The sequence below is a fragment of the Polyangium sorediatum genome (assembly GCF_029946465.1).
Taxonomy (GTDB): Bacteria; Myxococcota_A; Polyangia; order Polyangiales; family Polyangiaceae; genus Polyangium; species Polyangium fumosum.
This window is the reverse complement of record NZ_JARZHI010000014.1, coordinates 162,121-182,381: the sequence shown is the minus strand read 5'-3', so window position 1 is coordinate 182,381 and position 20,261 is coordinate 162,121. Positions and strand designations below refer to the sequence as shown.

Here is a 20,261-nt window from a genome sequence, read left to right as displayed (position 1 = left end):
AATCCCCCTCAGAGCCGGCTGGCCATTCGCTCGACGAGCGCCTGGACGACCGGCCGATACGCGTAATCCGGCGAGGTCGGATCCGTGATCTGGGTCGGGCAGATCGAGGTGAGCACGCCTTGGTTGCCCACGCCCTCGATGACACGCATCGTGCGGGGGCTCGGGTAGGCCTTGGCCGCGACTTGCATCGTGCGCGCGCCGCCGTTGTTCGGGTTCGGCGCGCAGAGGGGGTTGTCGTTGTTCGGTTCGCTGCAATCACACGCGGTCAGTGACGGATCGCTGCAATCGCGTGGCGTGGGCAGGGGGAAGGTGCAGGCGTATTGCAGGTCGTCCTTGTCCTGGATGGTGCGATCACCCCCGTTGATGGCGTTGCCAGCCGCGACCCCCGCGCGCTTCTCGACGGACTCGATCATGTACGGGTTCGTCGGCGCCGTGTTCGTCGCGGGATCCCCCAGGAGGGCGTCCCAGGTCCCGCTCTGCGCGAGCTCCGCCGCGTTCTTGTAGCCGGCCGCGGGGTTCGACGGATCCCGCGCGAGGTCCTGCCAGGGCACGCCGACGATGCCGGCCACGAAGACGAGCCCCGGATCGCGGACGTTCGTGATTCCGTCGCTCGGATCGAGGTCGGAGAAGAGGGGATTCGGGACGACATCCCCCGCGCGCGTCGTGACCGTGGGCTGGGTCAGGGCGTTGATGTATCGATCCACCGGGTAAAGGAAATCGATCCCGAAGCGGCGCTTCTGGTCGAAGCAACGCAGGTTGGGCTGGTCGTCCACCTGGCTCAGCAAGGCGATCTGCCCCGAGGGATCGGAGCAGGTCGGATCGGGGGGGCAGCCGCCGAGCTCCTGGCCGCACGACTTGCAGCATACGTCGTTCGGGTCGGTCGCGCATTCGCTGCGCGGCCGCGGCAGACGCAGCAGGGTCCCGCCCGCCATCTGGTGCTGCGCGGCGAGGTAGTACTGGCTCCTCTCCTGGATGGAGCAGTCGTTCTCGTCGGTGAGCGTCAGGATCACGAGCATCGAATCGGGCCGGAGGAAATCGCGGCGCTGCGCAAGCAACGCCACGTCGATGCCCTGGGGCGTGGCATGCCCATCGACGATGCTGATCGTCTGGGAAGGCTCGGGGTCGACGAGGAACCGATACCAGCTCTCGAGCTGCGACTCGTATCCGCAGCCGATCTGCCCGGCGCCGAGGATCAGATCGGAGAGGTTTTTCGCGAGATCGTTCGGATCACTCGTCCCCGGCGGCGAGAGCGCGCCCGTGGGATCCCAGGCGAGGAACCCTTTGTCCTCATAGGTCGGCACAACCGCGCCCCCGCATTGATCGATGCGCTCGAGCAGGTGGCCCTTGTCGTTGTTCGTCACATTGGGGCTCGGGGCGCACGTCGCGTCGCTGGTCTCGACATCCGGGCAAGCGTCGGAGCCGTGGCCGCCGAGGCTCGAGCTGATCACGCCGACGTGGATGTCGGTGACGGGCACGTGCCGGCGCGCGAGGCCCGCAGGGCAGGGATCGAGCGGGCTCGACGGCGTCGTTCCGATGACGCCGTTCTCGTCGACGCAGGGCGGGTTCGCCAGCGATTGCACGAGGTCCTGCGTCGCGCGCGAGAGGATCTCCTGCTTGTCGGCCATCGACCGCGAGTTGTCCACGACGAGCAGGATGTCGAGTTTGTCCGCTTTGAGGAGCGGCGCGCTGCCGCCGCTGCCGCCGCTGCCGCCGCTGCCATCGCCGCCGCCCACGTTGATGACGCCTTGGCACGCGACGACCGTCGCGCCGAGGCCGAGGACACACGAAACCCACGCCATCGAGGATCGCTGGCTCATTGCATTCTCCTTTGCACGCGGCGCCGCCGGACACCGGCCGGCACCAGGTTCGTTGCGAGGTGGGTGGCGCGTGGCGCCGGGCGCCATTTCAAAAAAGACGCGCCTCGTGTTTTTATCGGAGAAAGCCGCGAATCTTCGTGGCGTGGGGGCTCGTCGGGTGGGCGCGGAGGAACGCGGCGGCGCGCTCCGAGGCGGCGGCGCTCTGGCCGGCGCGGGCGAGGGCCTCGATGGCCAGCGCCTCGCGCTCCTGCGCGAGGGTGCCGCTCGGGAAACGATCGCCCATGGCTTCGAGCTTCTGGAAGGCGCCGGCCGTGTCGCCGGAGCGGAGCGCCGCGCGTGCATCGCCGAGCGCCGTGCGCTCCTCGCGGAGGCGGCTGGCCCGCTCGGCGCGCGTGGCCTCCGGCTCGACGCTCGCCGAAGGGGCCGGGGGCGCTTTCGGGGACACGCTCGCCGCGGGGAGGGCGCTCGACACGCGGCGCGGCGCGGGGCTCTTCGGCGCCTCGTCCACGGCGACGGGGGCCGGCGTCGGCGTGGACGAGGCCGGCGGCACGTCCAGCTCCGGCGCGCGGGGCGCCTCGATCGCGGCTTCCGCCGTCGGATTCGCCCTCGGCGCGGCCGGCGGCGGCTCCTTCGCCGGGACGATCACGGCGAGGGCGCCCGCGACGATCGTCGTGCCCAGGAGGCCGACGACGATCGCTTTCGTGGCGCCGACCACCCCCGTCGCGCTCGCCGTCGACGCGCTCGCCGTCGCCGCCGGGGCCGGTGCGCCCATAGGCGCGCCCGTGCCACCAACAGAACCGCCGTCGCCTCCGCCGCCGTCTCCGCCCCCTCCGCCCGGACCGATCTGGGCGCTCAGCGCAGCCCAGATCGCGTCCTCGGCGCCGGCCGGCGGCTTCATGTCGAGCCCGGCGCGAAGCAGCGCGCGCTCGTGGGGCGCGGCGTCCGCGCCTTCCTCCATCCATCGCTTGGGGTCGCTCATCGCTTCCCTCCTGCCTGGCTCGTGAGGGCGCTGGCCGGGATCGTCGGGGGGGTGGTCACGTAAAACCGGTCCCGCGCCTGGGTGCGCGCGGCTCCGCGCCGGAACGCCTCGCGGGCGAGCCGCAGGCGCGAGTACACGGTGCCGAGCGGCAGATCGAGCGTCTGCGCGATGTCCTCGCCCGTCATCCCTTCGAGCTCGAAGAGCGTGAACACCGCGCGTTGATCGAGCGGCATCTCGTCGAGCAGCGCTTCGAGTTGCGCCAGCCCTTGCCGGCGCTCGGCCTCCGCGGCGACGTCGGCGCGCTCGTCGGGCGCGTCGAGCAAGGGCGCATCGCCGCCGTCGCGCCGGGCGGCGACGCGGGCCGCCTTGCGCCGATCGCCGGCCACACGGAAGCAGATGCCGAAGATCCAGGTGCTCACCTTCGATCGTCCCTCGAACTCCGGCAGCCGCCGATGGACCACGAGAAACACGTCCTGCACGGCGTCGGGCAGGTCGCTCTCCCGGATCCCGAGGCGGCGGAGGGAGCGCCAGACGAACGGAAAATGCTCGTCGTAGAGCTGCCGGAAGTTCATGAAGGGAGCGCGTCCGCGGTCATGGCCCTGGCTGGGTGGAGGCAGGGGCCGTTTGCCATCACGGAATCGCAAAGCGGAGCCCGGCGCCGAGAAACCCGCCCACGCGCGCTGGCCGGAAGACGGTGACGGGGGTCGTCGGGGCGGAGGCGCCCGCGCCGGTGGGCACATCCACCGTAAACGCCTGGGAGAGGAGCGGGACGGCCACGCCGAGGCGGACGGACCAGCCGAGGCGGCCGACGATGGGACCTTCGACGAGCCCGGTGCCGCCGAGGGCGATCCACGGGCGGGTGCCCTCGCGGTTGACCTCGAAGCCGCGGCCTTCGCCATGGACGGCGCCGACGAAGGACTGGGCGCACAGGGAGAGGCGCACGCCGCCCCGCGGGCCCAGGACGGCGCCGCAGCCCCGCGCGGTGGCCACGACGAGCCAGAGGTGGACCTGGCCGGGCGCGACGTCGAGGGTGGTCCCGGGGAGGCCGAGGACGCCGAGGCCGAAGGAGGCGACGCGGAGGCGGAGAGCGACCTCGCCGCTGACGGCCGGAGAGGCAGGGGTGAGGAATCCAGCCGTCGTGGCGACGCCGAGATCCAAAGAGACGTCCCAGGGGGCAGGACGCGGCGGCGGTGGCGGTGGCGGCGGCGGTGGTGGCGGCGGTGGCGGTGGCGGTGGCGGTGGCGGTGGCGGTGGCGGCGGTGGCGGCGCCGCCGCCGCCGGATCGCTGTCGAGCAGGATGGCCAGGGTCAGCGCAAGCGCGTCGGCCAGCTCGGCGCAGGTGGAGCCCGGGTCGGAGAGCTGCCTCGTGAGGTCGCCGGCCTCGAGCGTCGCGACGTAGCCGTCGTCCGAGCGGAGCACCCGCACCTCGTAGACCGGGGCCGACGCGTCTTCGCCTGCCGGGTCGAGCGCGGGGCGCTGCATCTGGTGCTCGACGGCCGCGGCGAGGGCGGCCGCGTCGGGGCAATCCGCCGCTTCGGGCGTACGGTCGACCACGAGGCGTGGCAACGAAGCCGCGGAGGCGCGAGAGACAGCCACGAGCGTTGCGAGGAAGGCGAACGCCAGGGGCAGGGAAGGCGAGCAGCGACGCGAGGGGGACGTGGGCGGGCCCAAGGCGGGCGCCATGGTAGACGAAATCCGCGACGGGTCAGCCCGCGCGCAAGAATCCGGGCCGGGGCTGTGCGCGGAGGCAAAGGGAGCCTACCCTGCGCGCCATGACCGCGAGGGCACCGCTGAAGATCGCCATCCTCGACGACTACCTGCGCGTGGCGGAGAAGCTCGCCGACTGGAGCCGCTTGCCGCCCGGCAGCGAGCTCGTCGTGTTCGACCGACCCATCCCCGATCGGGACGCGCTCCTCGCCGCGCTGCGCCCCTTCGACGTCGTCGTCCTCATGCGGGAGCGCACGCCGTTCCCGGCCGCGCTGATCGAAGCGCTCCCGAACCTGCGCCTTCTGGTGACGACGGGCGGTCGCAACGCGGCGATCGACCTCGCGGCCTGCCGCGCGCGTGAGATCCCCGTCTCGGGCACGGGCGGGGTCGGCACGCCGACGGCCGAGCTCACCTGGGGCCTGATCCTGGCGCTCGTGAAGCGCATTCCGGCAGAGGACCGGGCCCTCCGCGCGGGGACCTGGCAGACGGGGCTGACCGAGGGGATCGCCGGCAAGCGCCTCGGCCTCGTGGGGCTCGGAAAACTCGGCACCCAGGTCGCGCGTGTGGGGCTCGCGTTCGGGATGGAGGTCGTGGCCTTCAGCCAGAACCTCGACGACACGCGCGCCGCGGCCGCCGGGGCGAGGCGCGTGGACAAGGCCGAGCTCTTCGCGACCTCGGACGTCGTCAGCTTGCACCTCGTGCTCGGCGAGCGGACGCGCGGGATCGTCGGCGCCGACGAGCTCTCCGCCATGAAACCCTCGGCGTTTTTCGTCAACACCTCGCGCGCGGGCCTCGTGGACATGGACGCGCTGCTCGCCGCGCTGCAAGCCCGCCGCATCGCCGGCGCCGGGCTCGACGTGTTCCCGGAAGAACCCTTGCCGGCGAGCCATCCGCTCTGCGCCTTGCCCCACGTCGTCCTGACGCCGCACCTCGGGTACGTGACGCGGGAAAACTTCGCCGTGTTTTACCAGGACGCCCTGGACGACATCCTCGCCTGGCACAGAGGCGCGCCCGTCCGACTCCTCACCTGACACCGCTCGCCAAACGCGTAGGATAGGCGCATGTCGCAGCCGAGCCGGCTCGTGCGCCCGATCCTGATCGTCATCGTCATCGCGCTCGTCGCGCTCTTGCTCTCGCGCCTCGGCGGCGGCGACGCCGAGCGGCCTGCGCCGTCCCCCGCTTCGAGCACGACCCCCACGCCCGCACCACGCGCCCGCGCGCCCCGCGCCGTCGCCGCCGAGCGCTCCGGCCCCCTGCGCCTGCCGGGCGGCGAGGTCGCCGTCGACGAGACGCGCCGCGCCGGGGCCTTCTCCGGCCGTGTGATCGCCGCCCGCACCGGCGCGCCCATCGAAGGCGCCACGCTCACCTTCGACCACGACGGCGTCGCCCGCGCCGTCACCTCGGGCGCGGACGGCGCCTTCCTCTTCGAGCCCCCGGCGCCGGGCGTCTACACGCTCGCCCTGGTCGCCGCCAAGGGGTTTCACCCGTTCGCCCCGGCGTGGGGCGAGAGCCCCCTCACGCTCCTCGCCCGCGCCGGCGAGATCGTCCGCGGCCTGACCATCACCCTGGAGTCCGAACGACGCTACCAAGGCGTGGTCCTCACGCCCACCGGCGAGCCCGCCCCCCAAGCCGAGGTGCGGATCCTCGAAGCCCCCGGCGGCGAGGCGAGCGCCGGCGGGCGGTTCGTCGCCGACGACAAGGGCGTGTTCACCTTCAGCGCGCCCGACGACGCCCTGCTCGAAGCGACGCATCCGGACCACGCGCCGGCCCGCGCCCGCCTCGACCTGCGCGCACAAGCGGGCGGCCGCGTGACGCTCCGGCTCCGGCCCAAAGGCGAGGCCGTCGTGGCCGCGTCCATCACCGGCGTGGTGGTCGACGCGGCCGGCGCGCCGGTCTCCTTCGCCGGCGTCAGCGCTCGCTTTCGCCGCGATCTAGCGGCGCACGACGACGACCTCCACCCCGGCGCCGCGGCCACCACCGACGAGCGCGGCGCCTTCACCCTGGAGGGGCTCGACCCGGGCACCTACGAGCTCACGGCCCGCGAAGGCGCGCGTATCGCCCGCGCCGAGGGCGTCGCCGCCGGCGCCGAGGGCGTCACCCTCCGCCTCGCCGCCGCCGGCCGCATTCGCGGCACGGTCCGCAGCGGGAGCCCCGGCGCCCCCGTCGCTTCCTTTTCCGTCGTCGCCGCGCGCCACCGCGGCCCCCTGGAGCGCGAGTCCTCTGCCTCGATCTCGTTCTTCGACGCGACCGGCGCCTATGAGATCAGCGACCTCCTGCCCGGCACCTACGCCGTCACCGCCGCCGCCCTCGGCCACGCCCCCTCGACGACCGTGACCGTCACCGTCCCCGCCGGCGGCGAAGCCACCGCCGACCTCGTCCTCCGCGCCGGGGGCCGCGTCCACGGCGCCGTCGTCGAAGAAGGCACGAACCAGCCCATCGAAGGCGCGCGCATCACCATCGAAGGCCTCCTCGGCGCGGGCGCCGGCCCCGTCCCCGTCGTCGCCGACGTCACCACCGACGCCTCCGGCCGCTTCTCCCTCGTCGGTCTCGCCGAAGGCGCGCGCTCCATCGCAGCCACCGCGCCGGGCCACCACGGCCGCATCCTCTCCGGCCTCGTCGTCGCCGAAGGCGGTGAACTCGGCCCCGTCACCATTTCCCTCGCCAAGCTGAAGGAAGGCGAAGAGCCCCGCATGGAGATGACGGGCATCGGCGCCGTCCTGTCCGCCAAAGGCGACGCGCTCGTGATTGGCCAAGTCCTCCCCGGCGGCGGCGCCGCGAATGCAGGACTCGGCCCGGGCGACGCCATTGTCGCCATCGACGGCGCGCCGGTCCTCGATCTCGGCTTCGAAGGCGCCGTCCAGCGCATCCGCGGCCCCGAGGGCAGCCTCGTCCGCCTCTCCGTACGCCGCGGCGGCACGGGCGACCCCACCGATATCGCCGTGCGGCGTACGCGTGTCCGCAGCTAGAACATCGAGCGGTTTGACAACCGCTCGATGTTCTAGCTCTTTTGTCCCGAGGGGGACGCCTCGCGTCCCCCTCTCGCCCGGGCAAAGCCCGGTCGATTCACCCCCCGAGGCGATCTCGCTTCGCGATCTCGCAGAGCGCCGAACTGTTCGGCGCTCTAGCATTCGTGGGAACGACGCTCCTACATCTGCAGGCGGCAGGTGCGCTACGATGGGCGCATGAGGAACCTTCGAATCTTCCTTGCCGCTCCGCTCTTCGTCCTCGGCTGCGGGGAGAGCCCCTCCGAAATCCCCGCGCCTCAGCCTGCGCCGACAGCCGCGTGCGCTGAGCCGCTCGACCTCACGTTCGGCACGGCGGACTCACGAACGAACGTCACGGGGCTCTCGGTCGCCGTCGACGCCGCTTGCAACATCATCCTCGCCGGCACGACCCAAGGGCCGATCGATTTCGGCGGCGGGCTCGTCGGCACGGCGGACGCGCCGTTTGCCTTCGTGGCGAAGCTCGACGCCGGCGGCAAACACCTCTGGAGCCGCGCGCTCCCGCTGGGCGCGACGTTCGAGGGGAAGGACGTGCTCGCGGTGGACGGTGAGGGCTCGATCCTGCTCGCCGGCAGCTTGCGCGCGGACGTGGACCTCGGGGGCGGCTCGCTCGGCGGGCAATACGTCCGCGCGAACCACCCGTTTTTGCTGCGGCTCGACGCGGACGGCAATCATCTCGCGAGCCGCCGCCTCCCTGGAAACCTGCCGGACGACGTGGATTACAGCGGCGGCTTCGCGCGTGTCGTGGAGGGCGTCGCGTTCGACGCCGAGGGCAACTTCGTGATCACGGGCAGGTTCGTCGGCGACCTCGATTTCGGCGGCGTCACGTTGACGAGCGTGCCCCAGGCGTGGGACCCCGCCTTCATCAACTACAAGCCCGATGTGTTCGTCGCCCGCTACGACGCACAGGGGGGCCTCGTGTGGGCCAAGAAGTTTGGCGGCGACGCCATGGAATCGCCGGCGGGCCTCGACGTGACGCCAGGCGGCGACACCGTCCTCGTCTACACACAACTCAGCCTCCCGGAGGCCGCCGGGGAGCCGCAAGGTTTGTATGTGAAAAAGTTCTCGCCGAGCGGCGACGTCGTTTGGAGCAAGCTCTTCGCAGAGTCCATCCTGGCCGGCTTCGGGGGCAGCGTGGCGACGACGGACGACGGCGGCGTGGTCTTTGGCGGGGAGGGGGCGCTCGTCTTCAACGGCATTGGCACATACAGCCCGGCGTTCGTGGGCCGAATCGATTCGAAGGGCGAGCCCGTGCTCGGCGCCTCGATCACGGGCGACGCGACCGCCATGGTCGCCGCTGTCGCCCCCGACGACAACGGCGGCATCCGGGCCGTCGGTTGGTTCGAGGACACGCTCCTCCTGCACGGAAAGACCATGGCCGGCTCGAAGGGCGGGCTCGACGGCTTCGACGTGCACCTCGAATGGGACGACGCGGCGAACACCGTCACGACGTTCGGCGCCGCGGCGGACGATCTCGCCCTGGCAATGGCGCGGAGCAAGGACGGCGCGCGGGTGATCGCCGGCGTCGAGGGGCCACTCGTCCACCTCGACGAATCGTTCTCGCCGTATTCGCAGGGGACGCGGATCTTCCTGCGCCGCCACGAGTGACCTGAGCCCGGGGCGCTGCCCCGGACCCCGCGGGGGGCTGTCCGCCCCCTCGACCCCGGACCAGCGAGGCGCTGGACCCAGGGTTGAAAAACTGCGCGGTGCGCAGTTTTTCAAACAGGCCGACGAAGAAGCCGGGGGGCCAGCCGAACCAACCACGCGGCTGTCTCGGTAGGCAACGCCGCTGCTGGTCTTGACCGGGCCTGTTCGATGAACTGCGCATCGCGCAGTTCATCGAGCTTGGGTCCAGCCCCTGGCTGGTCCGGGGTGGAGGGGGCGGACAGCCCCTCCTGGGGCCTGGGGCAAAGCCCCAGCTCCGCGCTTCAGGCGGCGACGCGGCGGGGCCCCCATAACTCCCATAACTCCGAGGGGAGCTGGCTGCGCAGGTGCTCGATTTCCACCTGGGGCAACAAGGCGTGCACGCCTTGCAACACCGCGCGCGCGACCCGCTCGGCCTCGCCCGGCTCGATCTTCAGGTGCTCGGCGAGCAGGCGCAAGAACTCCCCGCGATCGAACACGTCACTCGCGAGCCCGCGGTGGGCCGCGCACGGATGCACGAGGGTTTGCAGGGCCTCGGGCAGGGAGCGCGCGAAGTCTTGCGCCTGGCCCTTGCTCAGCCTGCGCGAAAGGACGCAGAGCACGGCCGCGGCGGCCTCGGGCGTGCGGACCTTTTGCGGCAGCCCGCCGACCTGCTCGATGTGCTCGACGATGCGCCGCGACACGGGATCGATCCGCGCGCCGCCCTGAGCTCCCTGGTTTGCCATGTGGCTCCTCCCTTCTCGCTGCACGTCGGGGCGGCAAAAGGGCAAATGGGGTGCCCGGCGTCGCGGACCCGAGCGCTGAGCCGCTTCGATCGGTGTATCATGGCCGCATGAAGTGGGAGCAAGTCAGCAAGCTCGCGCGCGAGCTGCCCGAGGTCGTGGAGGACATCTGGTTCCGGACGCCTGCCATGAAGGTCCGCGGCAAAGGATTTTGTCGGCTGCGCGAGGAGGGGGATGTGATCGTGTTCCTCACGGAGAGCGTCGACGAACAGGCATTTTTGATCGAGAATCGTCCCGACATCTATTTCATCACCGACCATTACCGCGGTTATGCGGCCGTGCTGGCGCGGCTCCCGAAGCTCACGGTGGCCGAGTGTCGGCTGCGGCTCGAGCGGGCGTGGCGCCTCAAGGCGCCCAAAGCTTTGCTCAAAGCATTCGACGCACCGGCGAAGCCGACGGCGGCCACGAAGGCAAAGGCGAAGGTGAAGGCCGGCTGAGCGAGGGGCGAGGCGGTGACGACCCTCTCGACAGCCACGCGATACCCGTCGCGCAGCTTGCTCCGACGGCGGATGGGGTCGGACGTGAGGTCGACGCGCGTGAGGTCCGAGAGGTCGAAGACCTGGTCGTTCGGCTTGGGATGCTTGGGATCGAAGATGGAAAGACACCTCCCCGCATGCGAGGGGCCTAGGGCTGTCCTGTCGCGCGGCATCATGGCTACGCGCGGGTGGGAGGAGGTCGTGTCTTCGAGCGCAGAGGCCGAGCAAGAAGGCGACGGGGACGCGTGCGCGGGGGGATGGAGGCGAGGGGTGGACGAGGCGGGGCCGAGTCTCCGGAGACACGAGGGCGTGGCGTGGGAGAGGAGGCGGGAGGGTCGGCGGGAGGCGGAGGGGAGGCGGAGAGGAGGCGAGCTCGTCCGGTCGACGGACGCGCGAATCGGGGGAGGGTGACGAGGGTGTAGCCGATGACCTACGGCCCCGTCGCTGGGTGGTACGGAGGCGTGGCGCTTGGAATGCTGAGGACGTCGCGTCAGAATACGACGACGTGGTCGCGCGGGGCGCTACGCTTTTCCCTGCCGGAGCCCGCGCAGGCAATGCTGGAGGCCTTGACGCAGGGTTGCGTGCGTCACGATGCCGCCGAGGTCCACGCCGAGCATCACCATCGTCTGCGCGACGCTGGGGCGGATGCCCGTGATGATGCCCTCTGCGCCGAGCAGCCGCACGGCGCGGAGCAGGTCCAGCATGTAGCCGGCCGTCGCCGTATCCACGGCCTCGACGCCCGTCAGATCCAGGAGCACGAACTGCGAAGCTTTGTTCACCACCTCGCCGAGCAGGTTCGTCATCACCATGGCTGCGCGTGTCGAATCGACCACGCCGAGCAGCGGCAGCGCCAGCACCTTGTCCCAGACCTCGATGATGGGCGTCGACAGCTCGCTGATCACGCGCTGCTGACGTTCGATCGTCGTCAGCCTCTCGCGCAGCTCCTGCTCGGCGTGCCGGGCCTCGGTGACGTCCATCGACACGAGCGAGACGAGCTCGACCTCGCCGGCTGCGTTTTTCAGCGGAAAGCACCAGTTCTGCCAGATGATGCCTCCGTATTCCCAGGAGACCTCCACGATCTCGCCGTTGAACGCGCGCGCGACGTAGGGCGCGCATGCGTGCTCGCCGAAGACCTCGTGGAAGCTCTGCCCGACGAACTGCCCGTCCTGGAGCCCCAGCCCTTCGAGTGCTTTGCCTTCGTAATAGATGATGTAGCCTGCCTGATCGACGGCCCACATGGCCACCGGCGCCGTCGACAGGAGCACGCGCAGGATGGCCAGGCGCCGCGCGACGTCTGGATCCTTTCGCGCATCGATGATCCCGTCGCCGAGGAAGGCGGTGGGCTCGCGGCGCAACAACTGGGGTGCGCGCAGGTGACCGGTCGCGGGATCGACGACGTACAACGAAAGCGCGAGCCCACGATCCACGATCGCGTTTGCTTGCTCCTCCGAAAGTCCGAACGCCAAGCATCCAGCGAGCAGCCGCTCGCGCGGTGCAGGACCGTGGGCATGGAGCAATTTCGCGACTGCGGCCGCGTAAGCCGCTGCTTGGACGTCGGTCATCGTGCCAAGTTGCCCCAACCGTCCCCGTGAATCAACTCGCCCCCGCGTGTCCGAGAACGCAATCCGTGCACTTTTCGCACCTGCCACACGTGTCAGGTCCGAGCCCGCGCGGATTCTGGACTTATCACGTGTGGCAGCATCCTGCGCTGAGCGTGGGGACGGGTTCACCCACGTGTCACAATCGACAAGCAGCCCATGTTCTAGCCGCCGCTCGGGCTCTCGGGAATCACGCCGCCGAACGTGCCGTCGCGCCGACGATGAAGCCCCATTCGATCGAACCACGCGCCGATCGCTTCGAAGAGCGCAGGTCGCGCCACCCGGAGCACTTCGGCCGGGCCGTTCACGTCGGTGCGCACGTGCAGGATCTCGATCCCGTGCTCCTGCCACGACACGAGGATCGGCAGGAGGTCTCCGGCCGGCCGAGCCGATTCGCGCTGCACCAGCGCGGCGCGGCGGACGCCCGCGCGCGAGAGTGTCTTCGCCGAGGGGAAATCACCCGCGAAGACGACCGAGCGATTGTCGAATCGGCCCGCTTTGAGGAGCAAGCCTGTCCCCATTCGCCGCTGGTCGAGCAGGAAGGCTGGCGGCGCGTCCGGCGAAATCCCAGCGAGGCTTTCGGCCGCGTCCACCAGCGCCTCCATCACCTCCGCGTGATCGATGACGCCCTCCGGCGCGGGAATGGCATTGTACAAGGGCACGGGCCGGAACCCGTGCCGGCCGAGCGCCGCGCCGACACGCACCCCCGCGGCGCCCGGCAGGTCCAAGATCAAGGCCGTGTCCAGCCCGCGCGGCGCGCTGCGGTAAGGGTGCTCTCCGGCCGGCGTGGCCTGCACGTGCGCGTGGAGCGGCGCGACGATTCGCTCCTCGACCCACGGGGGCGGCGCCGGCGGCGGCTTCGGCGCGACCTCCTCGCCGAGGTGCGCGAAAAGGACAGGCTTGACCCACGGGCTGAAGGTCGCGTCCCGGGGCGCCCACAGGTGGTGCACGTCCTCGCGTTTCATGCGTCGGTCTCCGTGATGAGCACGGCGGCGTCGGTCGCCGCGCCGTCGATAAAGGGTTTTTCCGTGACACGGCCATACACGCCCGCGGCGCGGCCGTCGACGGTGTAGACGCCGATGCACGGCAGCCTCGGGCCGATCGGCGTTTCGAGCGGGACCGTCACGAACCGGCGTTGCGCCACCCAGCCGGACGGCGCGAGGGAGACGCGGAGCGCGAGGGTGGCCCATTGCAGCGGCGTCATGTGCGGGCGCATGGATACCGTGTCGCCCGTGTTGCAGTAAGCCGATTTGAGGATCCATCCGTCGTCGCGCGCCCAGGGCGCGTCCCGGGGATCCCGGGTCTCGGGGAGCAGGCGCCGCCATGTATCGAGGCGCGCGCCGAGCTCGTCCCAGACGAGCGGGAGCCGCTTGCTCTCGCTGAGCGCCGCGATTCCCGGATTGCACACGGGCGTCCGCCCGCCGACGAAGAGCGGCGCCCAATCCACGGCGCTCGGCAGGCGAGGGAACCACTCCGCCTGGTAAAACCGCACGATGGCCCCGAGGGGCCCGCCCTGCTGCGTCGATACGAGGTGCGCCCGCCCGTCGTGGAATCGAATGTGATCCGGCGAAGCACAAACAGCCGCGGCCCCGCGATCGCGGAGCTCTCGCGCGAGGTGGGCTATCACCTGGTGGTCCTCCATGAACCCGGGCGCCGAAAGGAGCGCGAGGGATCCCAGGTCTTGCGCCGCGCCGAGGAGCGCATCGACGAGGTGCTTCGTGGGATCACCGGCCGCGCGTGTACCCGGGAAAAAGCCCGCCATGAGGGCGGGCAAATGGGTCGCCTCGGTGTAGCCGCCCGGCACGTCGCTGTTGACCTCGGAGACGCGCCATCCCTCCGTGGTGAAATGAAAATCGAACCGCATCACCCGCGCCGCGGCCGGCGTCGGGGGCGCGCCAGGGCGGAAGAGGCGCTGGAGCGCGCGGGGAAGGGAGATCCGACGCTGGAGCGCGGGACGGTGGAGGATCTCCCGCTCGGCCGCCAGGGTTTCATGTGTCAGGCGCTCGGCGAGGTCGGCGAGGTGGGCCCACGTGGCCGCGTCGAGGAGCAGCGGGAAGGGCGCGAGGGCCGTGGTGTCGCCGACCTGCACGTCCCATTTGAAGCAAGAGAGCTCCATCGTGCGACGGAGCTCGTGAAAGGCCGCGCGTTCGAGCACGGGGCCGGCACGGAGGGGAACGCAACGCGGAGGGTCTTCGGCCTGCGCCGCGCGCCGCATCAATCGCCGAGGAGATCGAGGTAAGGGCCGTCGTAGATGCCCGAATCGACGAGATACGTGAAGTCGCCGCTTTCGAGCGCGTCCGCGTACCTTTCGAGCACCGTGACGAGGTCGGCGCTGCCGGTCGTGAAGGGCCCGCCCGCGACCTCCCACTTGATGACCTGTCCGACGAGGCCCGCGGGGCCGGGCGCGAGGTCGATGCAGTAGAGATTGCCGCAGCTGTCCTTGGCGATGGGAATCCAGGCCTCGTGCCACTTCACTGGTTGTACGCGCGGGGTGCTCTGCTCGAAGACCTCGTGATCGTCGAACGTCCCCTTCTTGCGCAGGGATTCGAGCCCGTCGCGGGTCTTCTTCGACGCGGCCGGGCCGAGGCCCTCATACTCGAATATCCGCAGGCCGTCATGCACCTGCCACATCGCCACGAGCTCGGGCGGGAGCGGCTTGCCGAGGGCATTCGCGAGGGCCTGCACGGAGGCCTCCTCAGCCGGCGGGTCAAGCGCGTCGGCGTCGACGTTCTTTTGCAGCCAGGCCGAGATCCGCCGCGTCGCCGCCGCGGCACGCTGGGGACGGTCAGAATTTTGGGGAGCAGTCATCGGCGGCGTCGTACGACAACTCCGCGGCAGTGACAAGTGCATCGGGGCTTGGTTTGGGCGGGCCGTGGGTCCATCTTGCGCGGCAGCGTCGAGCCCACCTTCATGCCGACGGAGCACGCCTACGTGCTCGAAGGGCGTGATGTCGATTCCGTTGAATATTTGGACGTCCCCTACGAGGGCCTCGACGAGGACGTGCGCTGCGACGAAACGACGTATTGACGCGCCCCGCCATGGCTTTGGCTGGTAAGCCCATTGCCCACGTGCGGCGGGCTGTCGCCGCGCGTTCACGTGAACCACACCGGGCGTCGTTCACACAACGAACGAGCGACGCGGGCTGGGAGGGAGGCGTGGCGCCGGAGCGCCGCGCGCGAAGAGAAACCTTCCCCGTGGCAGGCGCTTTGCTTAGGCTGCTCGGCTTGCCTTCCTCGGCAAAGGAGACTCTCATGCGTAAAAGCGGTATTCTCGGGCTCTTGGGCCTCGCCATTGGGCTCACGACGGCGCTCCCGGCGAGCGCCGGTGTCGAAGAGTGCGGCAACATCCGGTTCCAGGGGCTCTCGAACTGCGAGGTGCGCGTCACAGCCCAGTGCACGGCGGGCTGCAGCGAGTTCGGCATCTACAAGACGGCGTGCGCGACGAAGCTCACGCAGGTCTGCGGCGACCAATGCACGCTCTCGGCGATGCCGACCTGCACGGACAACTGCACGGTGCAGTGCAAGTCGGACTGCGACAACGGCGTCAACGTCATCTGCTCCCACAACTGCTTCGAGGAATGCACGACGAGGCGCGACATGGACTGCGCGTCCAAGCCCGACCCGGCCCAGTGCGCCGCGACCTGGGACGCGAACTGCGACAACGAATGCGACGCCAAGTGCGTGACGGTGGACGGCGGCTGTTATCAGCATTGCGTGGAGTGCTGCGGCGGCTCGTGCTCGGCCGACGCGAACATGGACTGCCAGTACTCGTGCCAGGACGTCGAGTTCGAGGAGTGCGAGCAGGAGTTCCGCGCGAACTGCGAGGCCTCGTGCACCGGCGACGGCGCGCTCTTCTGCGACGGCAAGTACATCATCGCCGGCTCGCAGGTCCCGAACTGCCTGAAGGCGCTCGCCGCGCAGGGCATCGAGGTGAAGGCCGAGGGGAGCGTGACCATCGGACCCGACGGCATCAATGGCAACCTCGCCGCGGGCATCTGCTCCTACAGCCCGGGCGACAGGGCCGCCGTCGTCGGGCCCTTCGCCCTCTTCGCCGCGGCCACGGCCGGCTGGCTCGCACGTCGGCGCAAGCGCGATTCGCGCGTGGAGCGGTGATCCCATGATCGTACGGCCGACCTCCCTTTCGTGTGTCGTGTGGCTCGGGCTCGTCCTCGCTGGTTGCAGCCATGACAATGAGGATACGAGCACGGATGTGGTGGTCGGCCTCACGACCGATATGGCCGTGGGATTCGACTTTTATGAGCTCGAGCGGACGCTGAAGGTCAACGGCGTCGTCACGCAGAGCGAGCTCGTCTCGTATGGCGCGGGCAATCTGCGCCTGCCGATGGAGCTTCCAACGCAGGCCGCCGAGGACGGCGCCACGATCGAGCTGTCCCTCGCGGCGCTCCGCATCGGCGAGCACGTTCCCCTCGTGACGCGAACGGCCGCGACGCGCGCAAGGGACGGGCGATCGTTGCTCCTGCCCGTCTCCCTGGAGGCGGCGTGCGCCTCCGTGTCGTGCGCGGCGAATGCGACGTGCGTGAGCGGCGCGTGTGTTGATCCCTTCCTCGACCCGTCGTCCCTCCCAGCCTACGACCCGACGTGGATCGAATCGGCCGAGGACGCGTGCAAGACGGCGTCGTCGGGGGCTCCGGCCCTCGTGGTCGGCAAAGGGCAAATGGCATTCGCCTCGCTCGCGGAGGGCGAGGTGGTGGACATCGAGCCGGGCCCCCAAGGCGGCCACCACGTGTGGCTCGCGCTCCAGGTGACGGGGCTGCGCCAGATGGGATCGACGCTCAAGGTAAACGGGTTTTACCCGGACCTCGACTTCAAGCTGTCTCCGTTCTCCTCGCAGGTCACGCTCCGCAAAGCGGGCGACCATTGCGAGCTGTACGGGATTCGTTTCCAGGTGGACCGGGGCATCGCGGTCGACGCTGTCCGCGGCCAACCGCTCGACGTGACCTTCACCCTGACGGACCCGACCGGGGACGCCGCGACGGCCGCGACGAAGGTCGTCATCGCGCCCTGACGGTGCCAGACTCACGCATGCGGAACGAGGCCGAGCGGATCGAACGACGCAAGCGATGGGGCGAGCGCGTGCCTGTGTGTGTGCTCTTCATCGGGCTGCCCGCGGCGGGAAAGTCGACCTATTTCCGCGCGCGGTTCGTCGACACGCACATCCGCATCAACGGCGACATGCTGCGCACGGCGGCCCGGGAGCGGCTGCTCGTCGAGGCGTGCCTGCAAGGCGGGACGAGCTTCGTCGTCGACAAGACGAACGTCTCGCGCGCGGAACGAGCGAGGTACATCGAGGCCGCGCATGAAGCGGGCTTTGGGGTGCACGGGTATTTCTTCGAGAGCCGCAAGGACCTCTGTCTCGATCGCAACGCGAAGCGCCCGCCGCACGAGCGCGTGCCGGACGCGGCGGTGCTCGGAATGCGATCGAGGATGGAGCTTCCCTCGCGCGAGGAGGGGTTCGACGAGCTCCATTTCGTGCGCGGGGTGGACGGGACGTGGATCGTGGAGGCGTATCGCTGATTCGGCTCAGCGGCGTGCACGCCGGAGCCAGACCGTCATGCCCCAGAAGAGGAGCGTGCCTGGCAGACCTCCCACGCAGATCGGCAGCAAAAACTCGAACGTGAAGGGTTCGGGCCTGCGTTCGAGGTACCACGCGACCGCCGGGAGCGAGCCGAGCGCAACCGTCACGAGCGCCACGCAAAAGCCGAGGCGCGCGAGCGCCGTCCGGCCCTGCAGGAGCCCCGCGACGAGCCCGAACAGAGCAGCCACGATGACGGCCGGGGCGAGCGCGCCGGGATCCCCGAACCACATCTCGAACCAGCCCGCGCGAATCGCAGCGCCGGCCACGCCTCCGCCGGCGGCAATGCCGAAATTCCTGGCCGCGCGCATGCTCTCGGGGTCCGTGCCTTCGCCGTCGATGGCGCCGCGGATCTGCGCGCGCGCAGCGTCGGTGATCTCGCGCGGATCACGCCCCTCGCGGCGCAGGGCGAACACGCCGAGGGCGAGCGTCGCGGCGAGCGCCGGGACCTCGGTCACGATGAACGTGAGGCCGGCCGCGGCGAGCGGATGCGTGGCAGGATCCTCGCCAAGCTCGGCCGCGAGGAAGAACGCGTAGGGACCCGTTCCGGTCGCGACCCAGTGCACGGTGAGCGCGAGCGCCACGGCGCAGAGGAGCCCGCCGACGAGCCGGACACGAAGCGGCAGAGGGTGCATGGCGCGGGAGAGCCTACCGCAGGCGAGGGCCTGGGCGACAGGTACATCCCGGCGCGTCGGAGCCTTCGCAGATTTGCGAGTCCCAAGCGCGGGAACGCTACTCGCGCAGGACGCGCGCGTGGGTACGGTTCGCCGTATTCAGACACCAACGTTCGCCATGGTGTGAGCCGTGCGCGTGGTGGAACTCTTGTCTTCCGAAGGACACATGCACATGAAATCGATTCTAGGGCTGGTACCGCTGCTTCTTCTCCCCCTCGCCACCGCCTGCTCCGGCGGCGACGTCAAAGGAGAGGGCGAAGTCAAAAGCGAAGTCCCCGCGGAGCTTTCCGCGCTGTGCGAGCGCCTCGTGATCTGCCAGGGCCTGGAGCAGCAAGCCTGCGAGGCCGAAGGCATGGCCGGCATCAAAGCCGCGCTCGGCGTGAAACACGAGGTCTGTGATGCCCTCATCGAAGCCGACCTCGCCATGTATGGTTGCCTGGCGAAGGTCGAGGACTGCGAGACGTTCAACACCGCCACCCAGGTGGCCGATCCGCCGGTGTGCGCGGCCGAGATCGCGGCCGACGTCGCCCAGCTCTCCCTCGGTGGCTTCGCCTGCTACAGCGGCGAGACCCCCGTGCCGCCGCCGCCGGAGTGGACGTGCAACGCCCTGCGCTGGAACGGCTCCGACGGCTGCGACTGCGGCTGCGGCGCGCCCGATCCGGACTGCGACGGCGCCGGCTCGGCCGACCCGGGCACCGGCGTCGACAACCCCGCCTGCGACGCCTGCTTCGGCGTCGACGGCAAAGCACAGTCGTGCATCAGCGTGACCGCGACGCTCGAGGCGGCCGGCTTCCTCGTCACCCCGGCCGGCAAGACCGACGACGGCGCCGAGCTCTACGACCTCACGCTCCTGCAGCAAAACGATCACCAGGACGCGACGTCGGGCACGCACGAGCAATACCTCACGCTCATCCACCGCGGCTTCGACCGGCCCATGAACCTGATCTCCACGGGGTACAGCAATTACCTCGGGTTCGATCAGGATGAGCTGACGACGCTCCTCGGCGGAAACCAGCTCGTCTTGGACAAGCGCTTCCACAACGGCAACGGCGACGACTACGCCCACTTCTCGCGCAAGCAGGTCGCCGACGACGCCCACGACGTCGTGGTGCGCCTGCACGACCTGTACAAGAGCGCATGGATCGGCTCGGGCTTCAGCAACGGCGGCGTCGACATGGTGAGCTTCCGCCAGCATTACCCGAACGACGTCGACGCCACCGTCGCCTTCGGCGCCCCGTTCATGGTGCCCGACGACACGCGCTTCCTCTCGTTCTTCGACACCGTCGACGCCACCTGCCAGGACCGCCTCGAAGCCATCCAGCACGCCGCGCTCGGCGCCCAGCGCACGGCCGTGGAGCCCGCGGTGCACGCCTTGGCCGCCGCCGATCTCGGCGACACCTTCACCCGCGTCGAGCCCGCGCGCGCCTTCGAGGCCGCCGCGCTCTCCTACCCGTGGCTGTTCTGGCAATACTTCGGCACCCCCGACGACTGCACCGCGCTGCCCGATCCGGCGACGGCGACGGCAGAGGAACTGACGACGGCGTTCTTCAGCGTCACCAGCATCTTCGGCACCTACCCGATGTCCGACGGGTACCTGTCGTTCTTCGGCGCCTACTTCTACGAGGTGCAGCGGAGCAGCGGCTGGCCCGCCCTGCCGCGCGCCGCGCTCGTCGCAGAGGGCCTCATCCCCGAAGACCTCGTCGACATGGAGCGCGGGCTCGTGCCCGAAGGCGTGACCGCGCCGGAGTTCGACGCCGCCGAGAACAGCTCGCTCGCAGAGTTCGCGCGCCTCGGAGACGGCATCGCCTTCGTCTACTCGGACCACGACCCGTGGGTTGCCGGCGCCGTCACCCCGGACGCGGGGAGCGGCAACGTCCGCTTCACCGTGACGAACGGCAACCACACCGCGACGTTCTCATCGCTCTCGGAGCCCGATCAAGCCGCGCTCTCCGCCTTCCTCGAGGAGAAGCTCGGCATCGATCTCCCCTGA

At 70.3% G+C, this 20,261-nt stretch carries 19 protein-coding genes; 9 read left to right on the top strand and 10 right to left on the bottom strand.

The window, feature by feature from the left end; genetic code table 11:
• Positions 1 to 8: 8 nt before the first annotated feature.
• The 4 genes from QHF89_RS18440 to QHF89_RS18425 form a co-directional block, all read right to left on the bottom strand.
• Positions 9 to 1,817 carry a hypothetical protein gene (locus QHF89_RS18440; RefSeq protein ID WP_136972709.1) on the bottom strand — a complete coding sequence of 603 codons (1,809 nt, stop codon included), beginning with the start codon at positions 1,815 to 1,817 and terminating at the stop codon, positions 9 to 11.
• A 112-nt stretch (positions 1,818 to 1,929) separates the two neighbouring features.
• Positions 1,930 to 2,796, bottom strand: a complete 867-nt coding sequence (bamD, locus tag QHF89_RS18435; RefSeq protein WP_136972708.1) for an outer membrane protein assembly factor BamD — start codon at positions 2,794 to 2,796, stop codon at positions 1,930 to 1,932.
• Positions 2,793 to 3,368 (bottom strand): RNA polymerase sigma factor, encoded by a 576-nt coding sequence (locus QHF89_RS18430; protein ID WP_136972707.1) that lies wholly within the window; start codon positions 3,366 to 3,368, stop codon positions 2,793 to 2,795. The genes bamD and QHF89_RS18430 overlap by 4 nt, the downstream gene beginning before the upstream one ends.
• 58 nt (positions 3,369 to 3,426) lie before the next feature.
• Entirely contained in the window at positions 3,427 to 4,392 is a 966-nt protein-coding gene (locus tag QHF89_RS18425) for a hypothetical protein (protein WP_136972706.1), read from the bottom strand.
• 176 nt (positions 4,393 to 4,568) lie between these two features.
• On the opposite strand from QHF89_RS18425, the gene QHF89_RS18420 reads away from it, so the two are divergent.
• The 3 genes from QHF89_RS18420 (at position 4,569) to QHF89_RS18410 (ending at position 9,113) form a co-directional block, all read left to right on the top strand.
• Positions 4,569 to 5,534 carry a D-2-hydroxyacid dehydrogenase family protein gene (locus QHF89_RS18420; RefSeq protein ID WP_284720652.1) on the top strand — a complete coding sequence of 322 codons (966 nt, stop codon included), beginning with the start codon at positions 4,569 to 4,571 and terminating at the stop codon, positions 5,532 to 5,534.
• Positions 5,535 to 5,564: 30 nt separating this feature from the next.
• Positions 5,565 to 7,469, top strand: a complete 1,905-nt coding sequence (locus QHF89_RS18415; protein ID WP_136972705.1) for a carboxypeptidase regulatory-like domain-containing protein — start codon at positions 5,565 to 5,567, stop codon at positions 7,467 to 7,469.
• 216 nt (positions 7,470 to 7,685) lie between these two features.
• Positions 7,686 to 9,113 carry a hypothetical protein gene (locus QHF89_RS18410; RefSeq protein WP_136973418.1) on the top strand — a complete coding sequence of 476 codons (1,428 nt, stop codon included), beginning with the start codon at positions 7,686 to 7,688 and terminating at the stop codon, positions 9,111 to 9,113.
• A gap of 320 nt (positions 9,114 to 9,433) precedes the next feature.
• Here QHF89_RS18410 and QHF89_RS18405 read toward each other — a convergent pair whose 3' ends face one another.
• Positions 9,434 to 9,874: a DUF2267 domain-containing protein gene (locus tag QHF89_RS18405; RefSeq protein WP_136972645.1), complete on the bottom strand. Its 441-nt coding sequence runs from the start codon at positions 9,872 to 9,874 to the stop codon at positions 9,434 to 9,436.
• A 107-nt stretch (positions 9,875 to 9,981) separates the two neighbouring features.
• On the opposite strand from QHF89_RS18405, the gene QHF89_RS18400 reads away from it, so the two are divergent.
• Positions 9,982 to 10,368, top strand: coding sequence for an MmcQ/YjbR family DNA-binding protein (locus QHF89_RS18400; protein WP_136972646.1), 387 nt, complete (start codon positions 9,982 to 9,984; stop codon positions 10,366 to 10,368).
• A 560-nt stretch (positions 10,369 to 10,928) separates the two neighbouring features.
• On the opposite strand, the gene QHF89_RS18395 is transcribed toward QHF89_RS18400, so the two are convergent.
• From QHF89_RS18395 to QHF89_RS18380, 4 genes are all read right to left on the bottom strand, one after another.
• Positions 10,929 to 11,969, bottom strand: coding sequence for an STAS domain-containing protein (locus QHF89_RS18395; protein WP_136972647.1), 1,041 nt, complete (start codon positions 11,967 to 11,969; stop codon positions 10,929 to 10,931).
• Between the two features lie 200 nt (positions 11,970 to 12,169).
• Positions 12,170 to 12,970 carry a hypothetical protein gene (locus QHF89_RS18390; RefSeq protein ID WP_136972648.1) on the bottom strand — a complete coding sequence of 267 codons (801 nt, stop codon included), beginning with the start codon at positions 12,968 to 12,970 and terminating at the stop codon, positions 12,170 to 12,172.
• Entirely contained in the window at positions 12,967 to 14,160 is a 1,194-nt protein-coding gene (locus tag QHF89_RS18385; RefSeq protein WP_284720651.1) for a glutathionylspermidine synthase family protein, read from the bottom strand. Before QHF89_RS18385 ends, QHF89_RS18390 begins: the two co-directional genes overlap by 4 nt.
• A 59-nt stretch (positions 14,161 to 14,219) precedes the next feature.
• Positions 14,220 to 14,813, bottom strand: a complete 594-nt coding sequence (locus QHF89_RS18380) for an SMI1/KNR4 family protein (protein WP_284720650.1) — start codon at positions 14,811 to 14,813, stop codon at positions 14,220 to 14,222.
• 75 nt (positions 14,814 to 14,888) lie between these two features.
• On the opposite strand from QHF89_RS18380, the gene QHF89_RS18375 reads away from it, so the two are divergent.
• From QHF89_RS18375 to QHF89_RS18360, 4 genes are all read left to right on the top strand, one after another.
• Positions 14,889 to 15,032 (top strand): hypothetical protein, encoded by a 144-nt coding sequence (locus tag QHF89_RS18375; RefSeq protein ID WP_284720649.1) that lies wholly within the window; start codon positions 14,889 to 14,891, stop codon positions 15,030 to 15,032.
• 224 nt (positions 15,033 to 15,256) lie between these two features.
• Positions 15,257 to 16,117 (top strand): hypothetical protein, encoded by an 861-nt coding sequence (locus QHF89_RS18370; RefSeq protein WP_136972651.1) that lies wholly within the window; start codon positions 15,257 to 15,259, stop codon positions 16,115 to 16,117.
• Positions 16,118 to 16,121: 4 nt separating this feature from the next.
• Positions 16,122 to 17,030 carry a hypothetical protein gene (locus tag QHF89_RS18365; RefSeq protein WP_136972652.1) on the top strand — a complete coding sequence of 303 codons (909 nt, stop codon included), beginning with the start codon at positions 16,122 to 16,124 and terminating at the stop codon, positions 17,028 to 17,030.
• 17 nt (positions 17,031 to 17,047) lie between these two features.
• On the top strand, positions 17,048 to 17,539 hold the full coding sequence (locus QHF89_RS18360; RefSeq protein ID WP_136936441.1) for an ATP-binding protein: 492 nt from the start codon (positions 17,048 to 17,050) through the stop codon (positions 17,537 to 17,539).
• 6 nt (positions 17,540 to 17,545) lie between these two features.
• Here the strand turns inward: QHF89_RS18360 and QHF89_RS18355 are convergent, their stop codons facing one another.
• The gene (locus QHF89_RS18355) at positions 17,546 to 18,232 is read right to left on the bottom strand and encodes a hypothetical protein (RefSeq protein ID WP_136972653.1); all 687 of its coding nucleotides are present in this window, start codon (positions 18,230 to 18,232) and stop codon (positions 17,546 to 17,548) included.
• 211 nt (positions 18,233 to 18,443) lie between these two features.
• Here QHF89_RS18355 and QHF89_RS18350 point away from each other — a divergent pair, with 211 nt between their 5' ends.
• Complete coding sequence (locus tag QHF89_RS18350) at positions 18,444 to 20,261, top strand: hypothetical protein (protein ID WP_136972654.1); 1,818 nt, start codon at positions 18,444 to 18,446, stop codon at positions 20,259 to 20,261.

Bases quoted from the DNA above. Each gene is read 5' to 3' on its own strand.
- bamD (WP_136972708.1), bottom strand. From the start codon at position 2,796: ATGAGCGACCCCAAGCGATGGATGGAGGAAGGCGCGGACGCCGCGCCC.
- QHF89_RS18350 (WP_136972654.1), top strand. From the start codon at position 18,444: ATGAAATCGATTCTAGGGCTGGTACCGCTGCTTCTTCTCCCCCTCGCC.
- QHF89_RS18365 (WP_136972652.1), top strand. From the start codon at position 16,122: ATGATCGTACGGCCGACCTCCCTTTCGTGTGTCGTGTGGCTCGGGCTC.
- QHF89_RS18430 (WP_136972707.1), bottom strand. From the start codon at position 3,368: ATGAACTTCCGGCAGCTCTACGACGAGCATTTTCCGTTCGTCTGGCGC.
- QHF89_RS18405 (WP_136972645.1), bottom strand. From the start codon at position 9,874: ATGGCAAACCAGGGAGCTCAGGGCGGCGCGCGGATCGATCCCGTGTCG.
- QHF89_RS18410 (WP_136973418.1), top strand. From the start codon at position 7,686: ATGAGGAACCTTCGAATCTTCCTTGCCGCTCCGCTCTTCGTCCTCGGC.
- QHF89_RS18370 (WP_136972651.1), top strand. From the start codon at position 15,257: ATGCGTAAAAGCGGTATTCTCGGGCTCTTGGGCCTCGCCATTGGGCTC.
- QHF89_RS18355 (WP_136972653.1), bottom strand. From the start codon at position 18,232: ATGCACCCTCTGCCGCTTCGTGTCCGGCTCGTCGGCGGGCTCCTCTGC.
- QHF89_RS18390 (WP_136972648.1), bottom strand. From the start codon at position 12,970: ATGAAACGCGAGGACGTGCACCACCTGTGGGCGCCCCGGGACGCGACC.
- QHF89_RS18360 (WP_136936441.1), top strand. From the start codon at position 17,048: ATGCGGAACGAGGCCGAGCGGATCGAACGACGCAAGCGATGGGGCGAG.
- QHF89_RS18440 (WP_136972709.1), bottom strand. From the start codon at position 1,817: ATGAGCCAGCGATCCTCGATGGCGTGGGTTTCGTGTGTCCTCGGCCTC.
- QHF89_RS18400 (WP_136972646.1), top strand. From the start codon at position 9,982: ATGAAGTGGGAGCAAGTCAGCAAGCTCGCGCGCGAGCTGCCCGAGGTC.
- QHF89_RS18420 (WP_284720652.1), top strand. From the start codon at position 4,569: ATGACCGCGAGGGCACCGCTGAAGATCGCCATCCTCGACGACTACCTG.
- QHF89_RS18415 (WP_136972705.1), top strand. From the start codon at position 5,565: ATGTCGCAGCCGAGCCGGCTCGTGCGCCCGATCCTGATCGTCATCGTC.
- QHF89_RS18395 (WP_136972647.1), bottom strand. From the start codon at position 11,969: ATGACCGACGTCCAAGCAGCGGCTTACGCGGCCGCAGTCGCGAAATTG.
- QHF89_RS18380 (WP_284720650.1), bottom strand. From the start codon at position 14,813: ATGACTGCTCCCCAAAATTCTGACCGTCCCCAGCGTGCCGCGGCGGCG.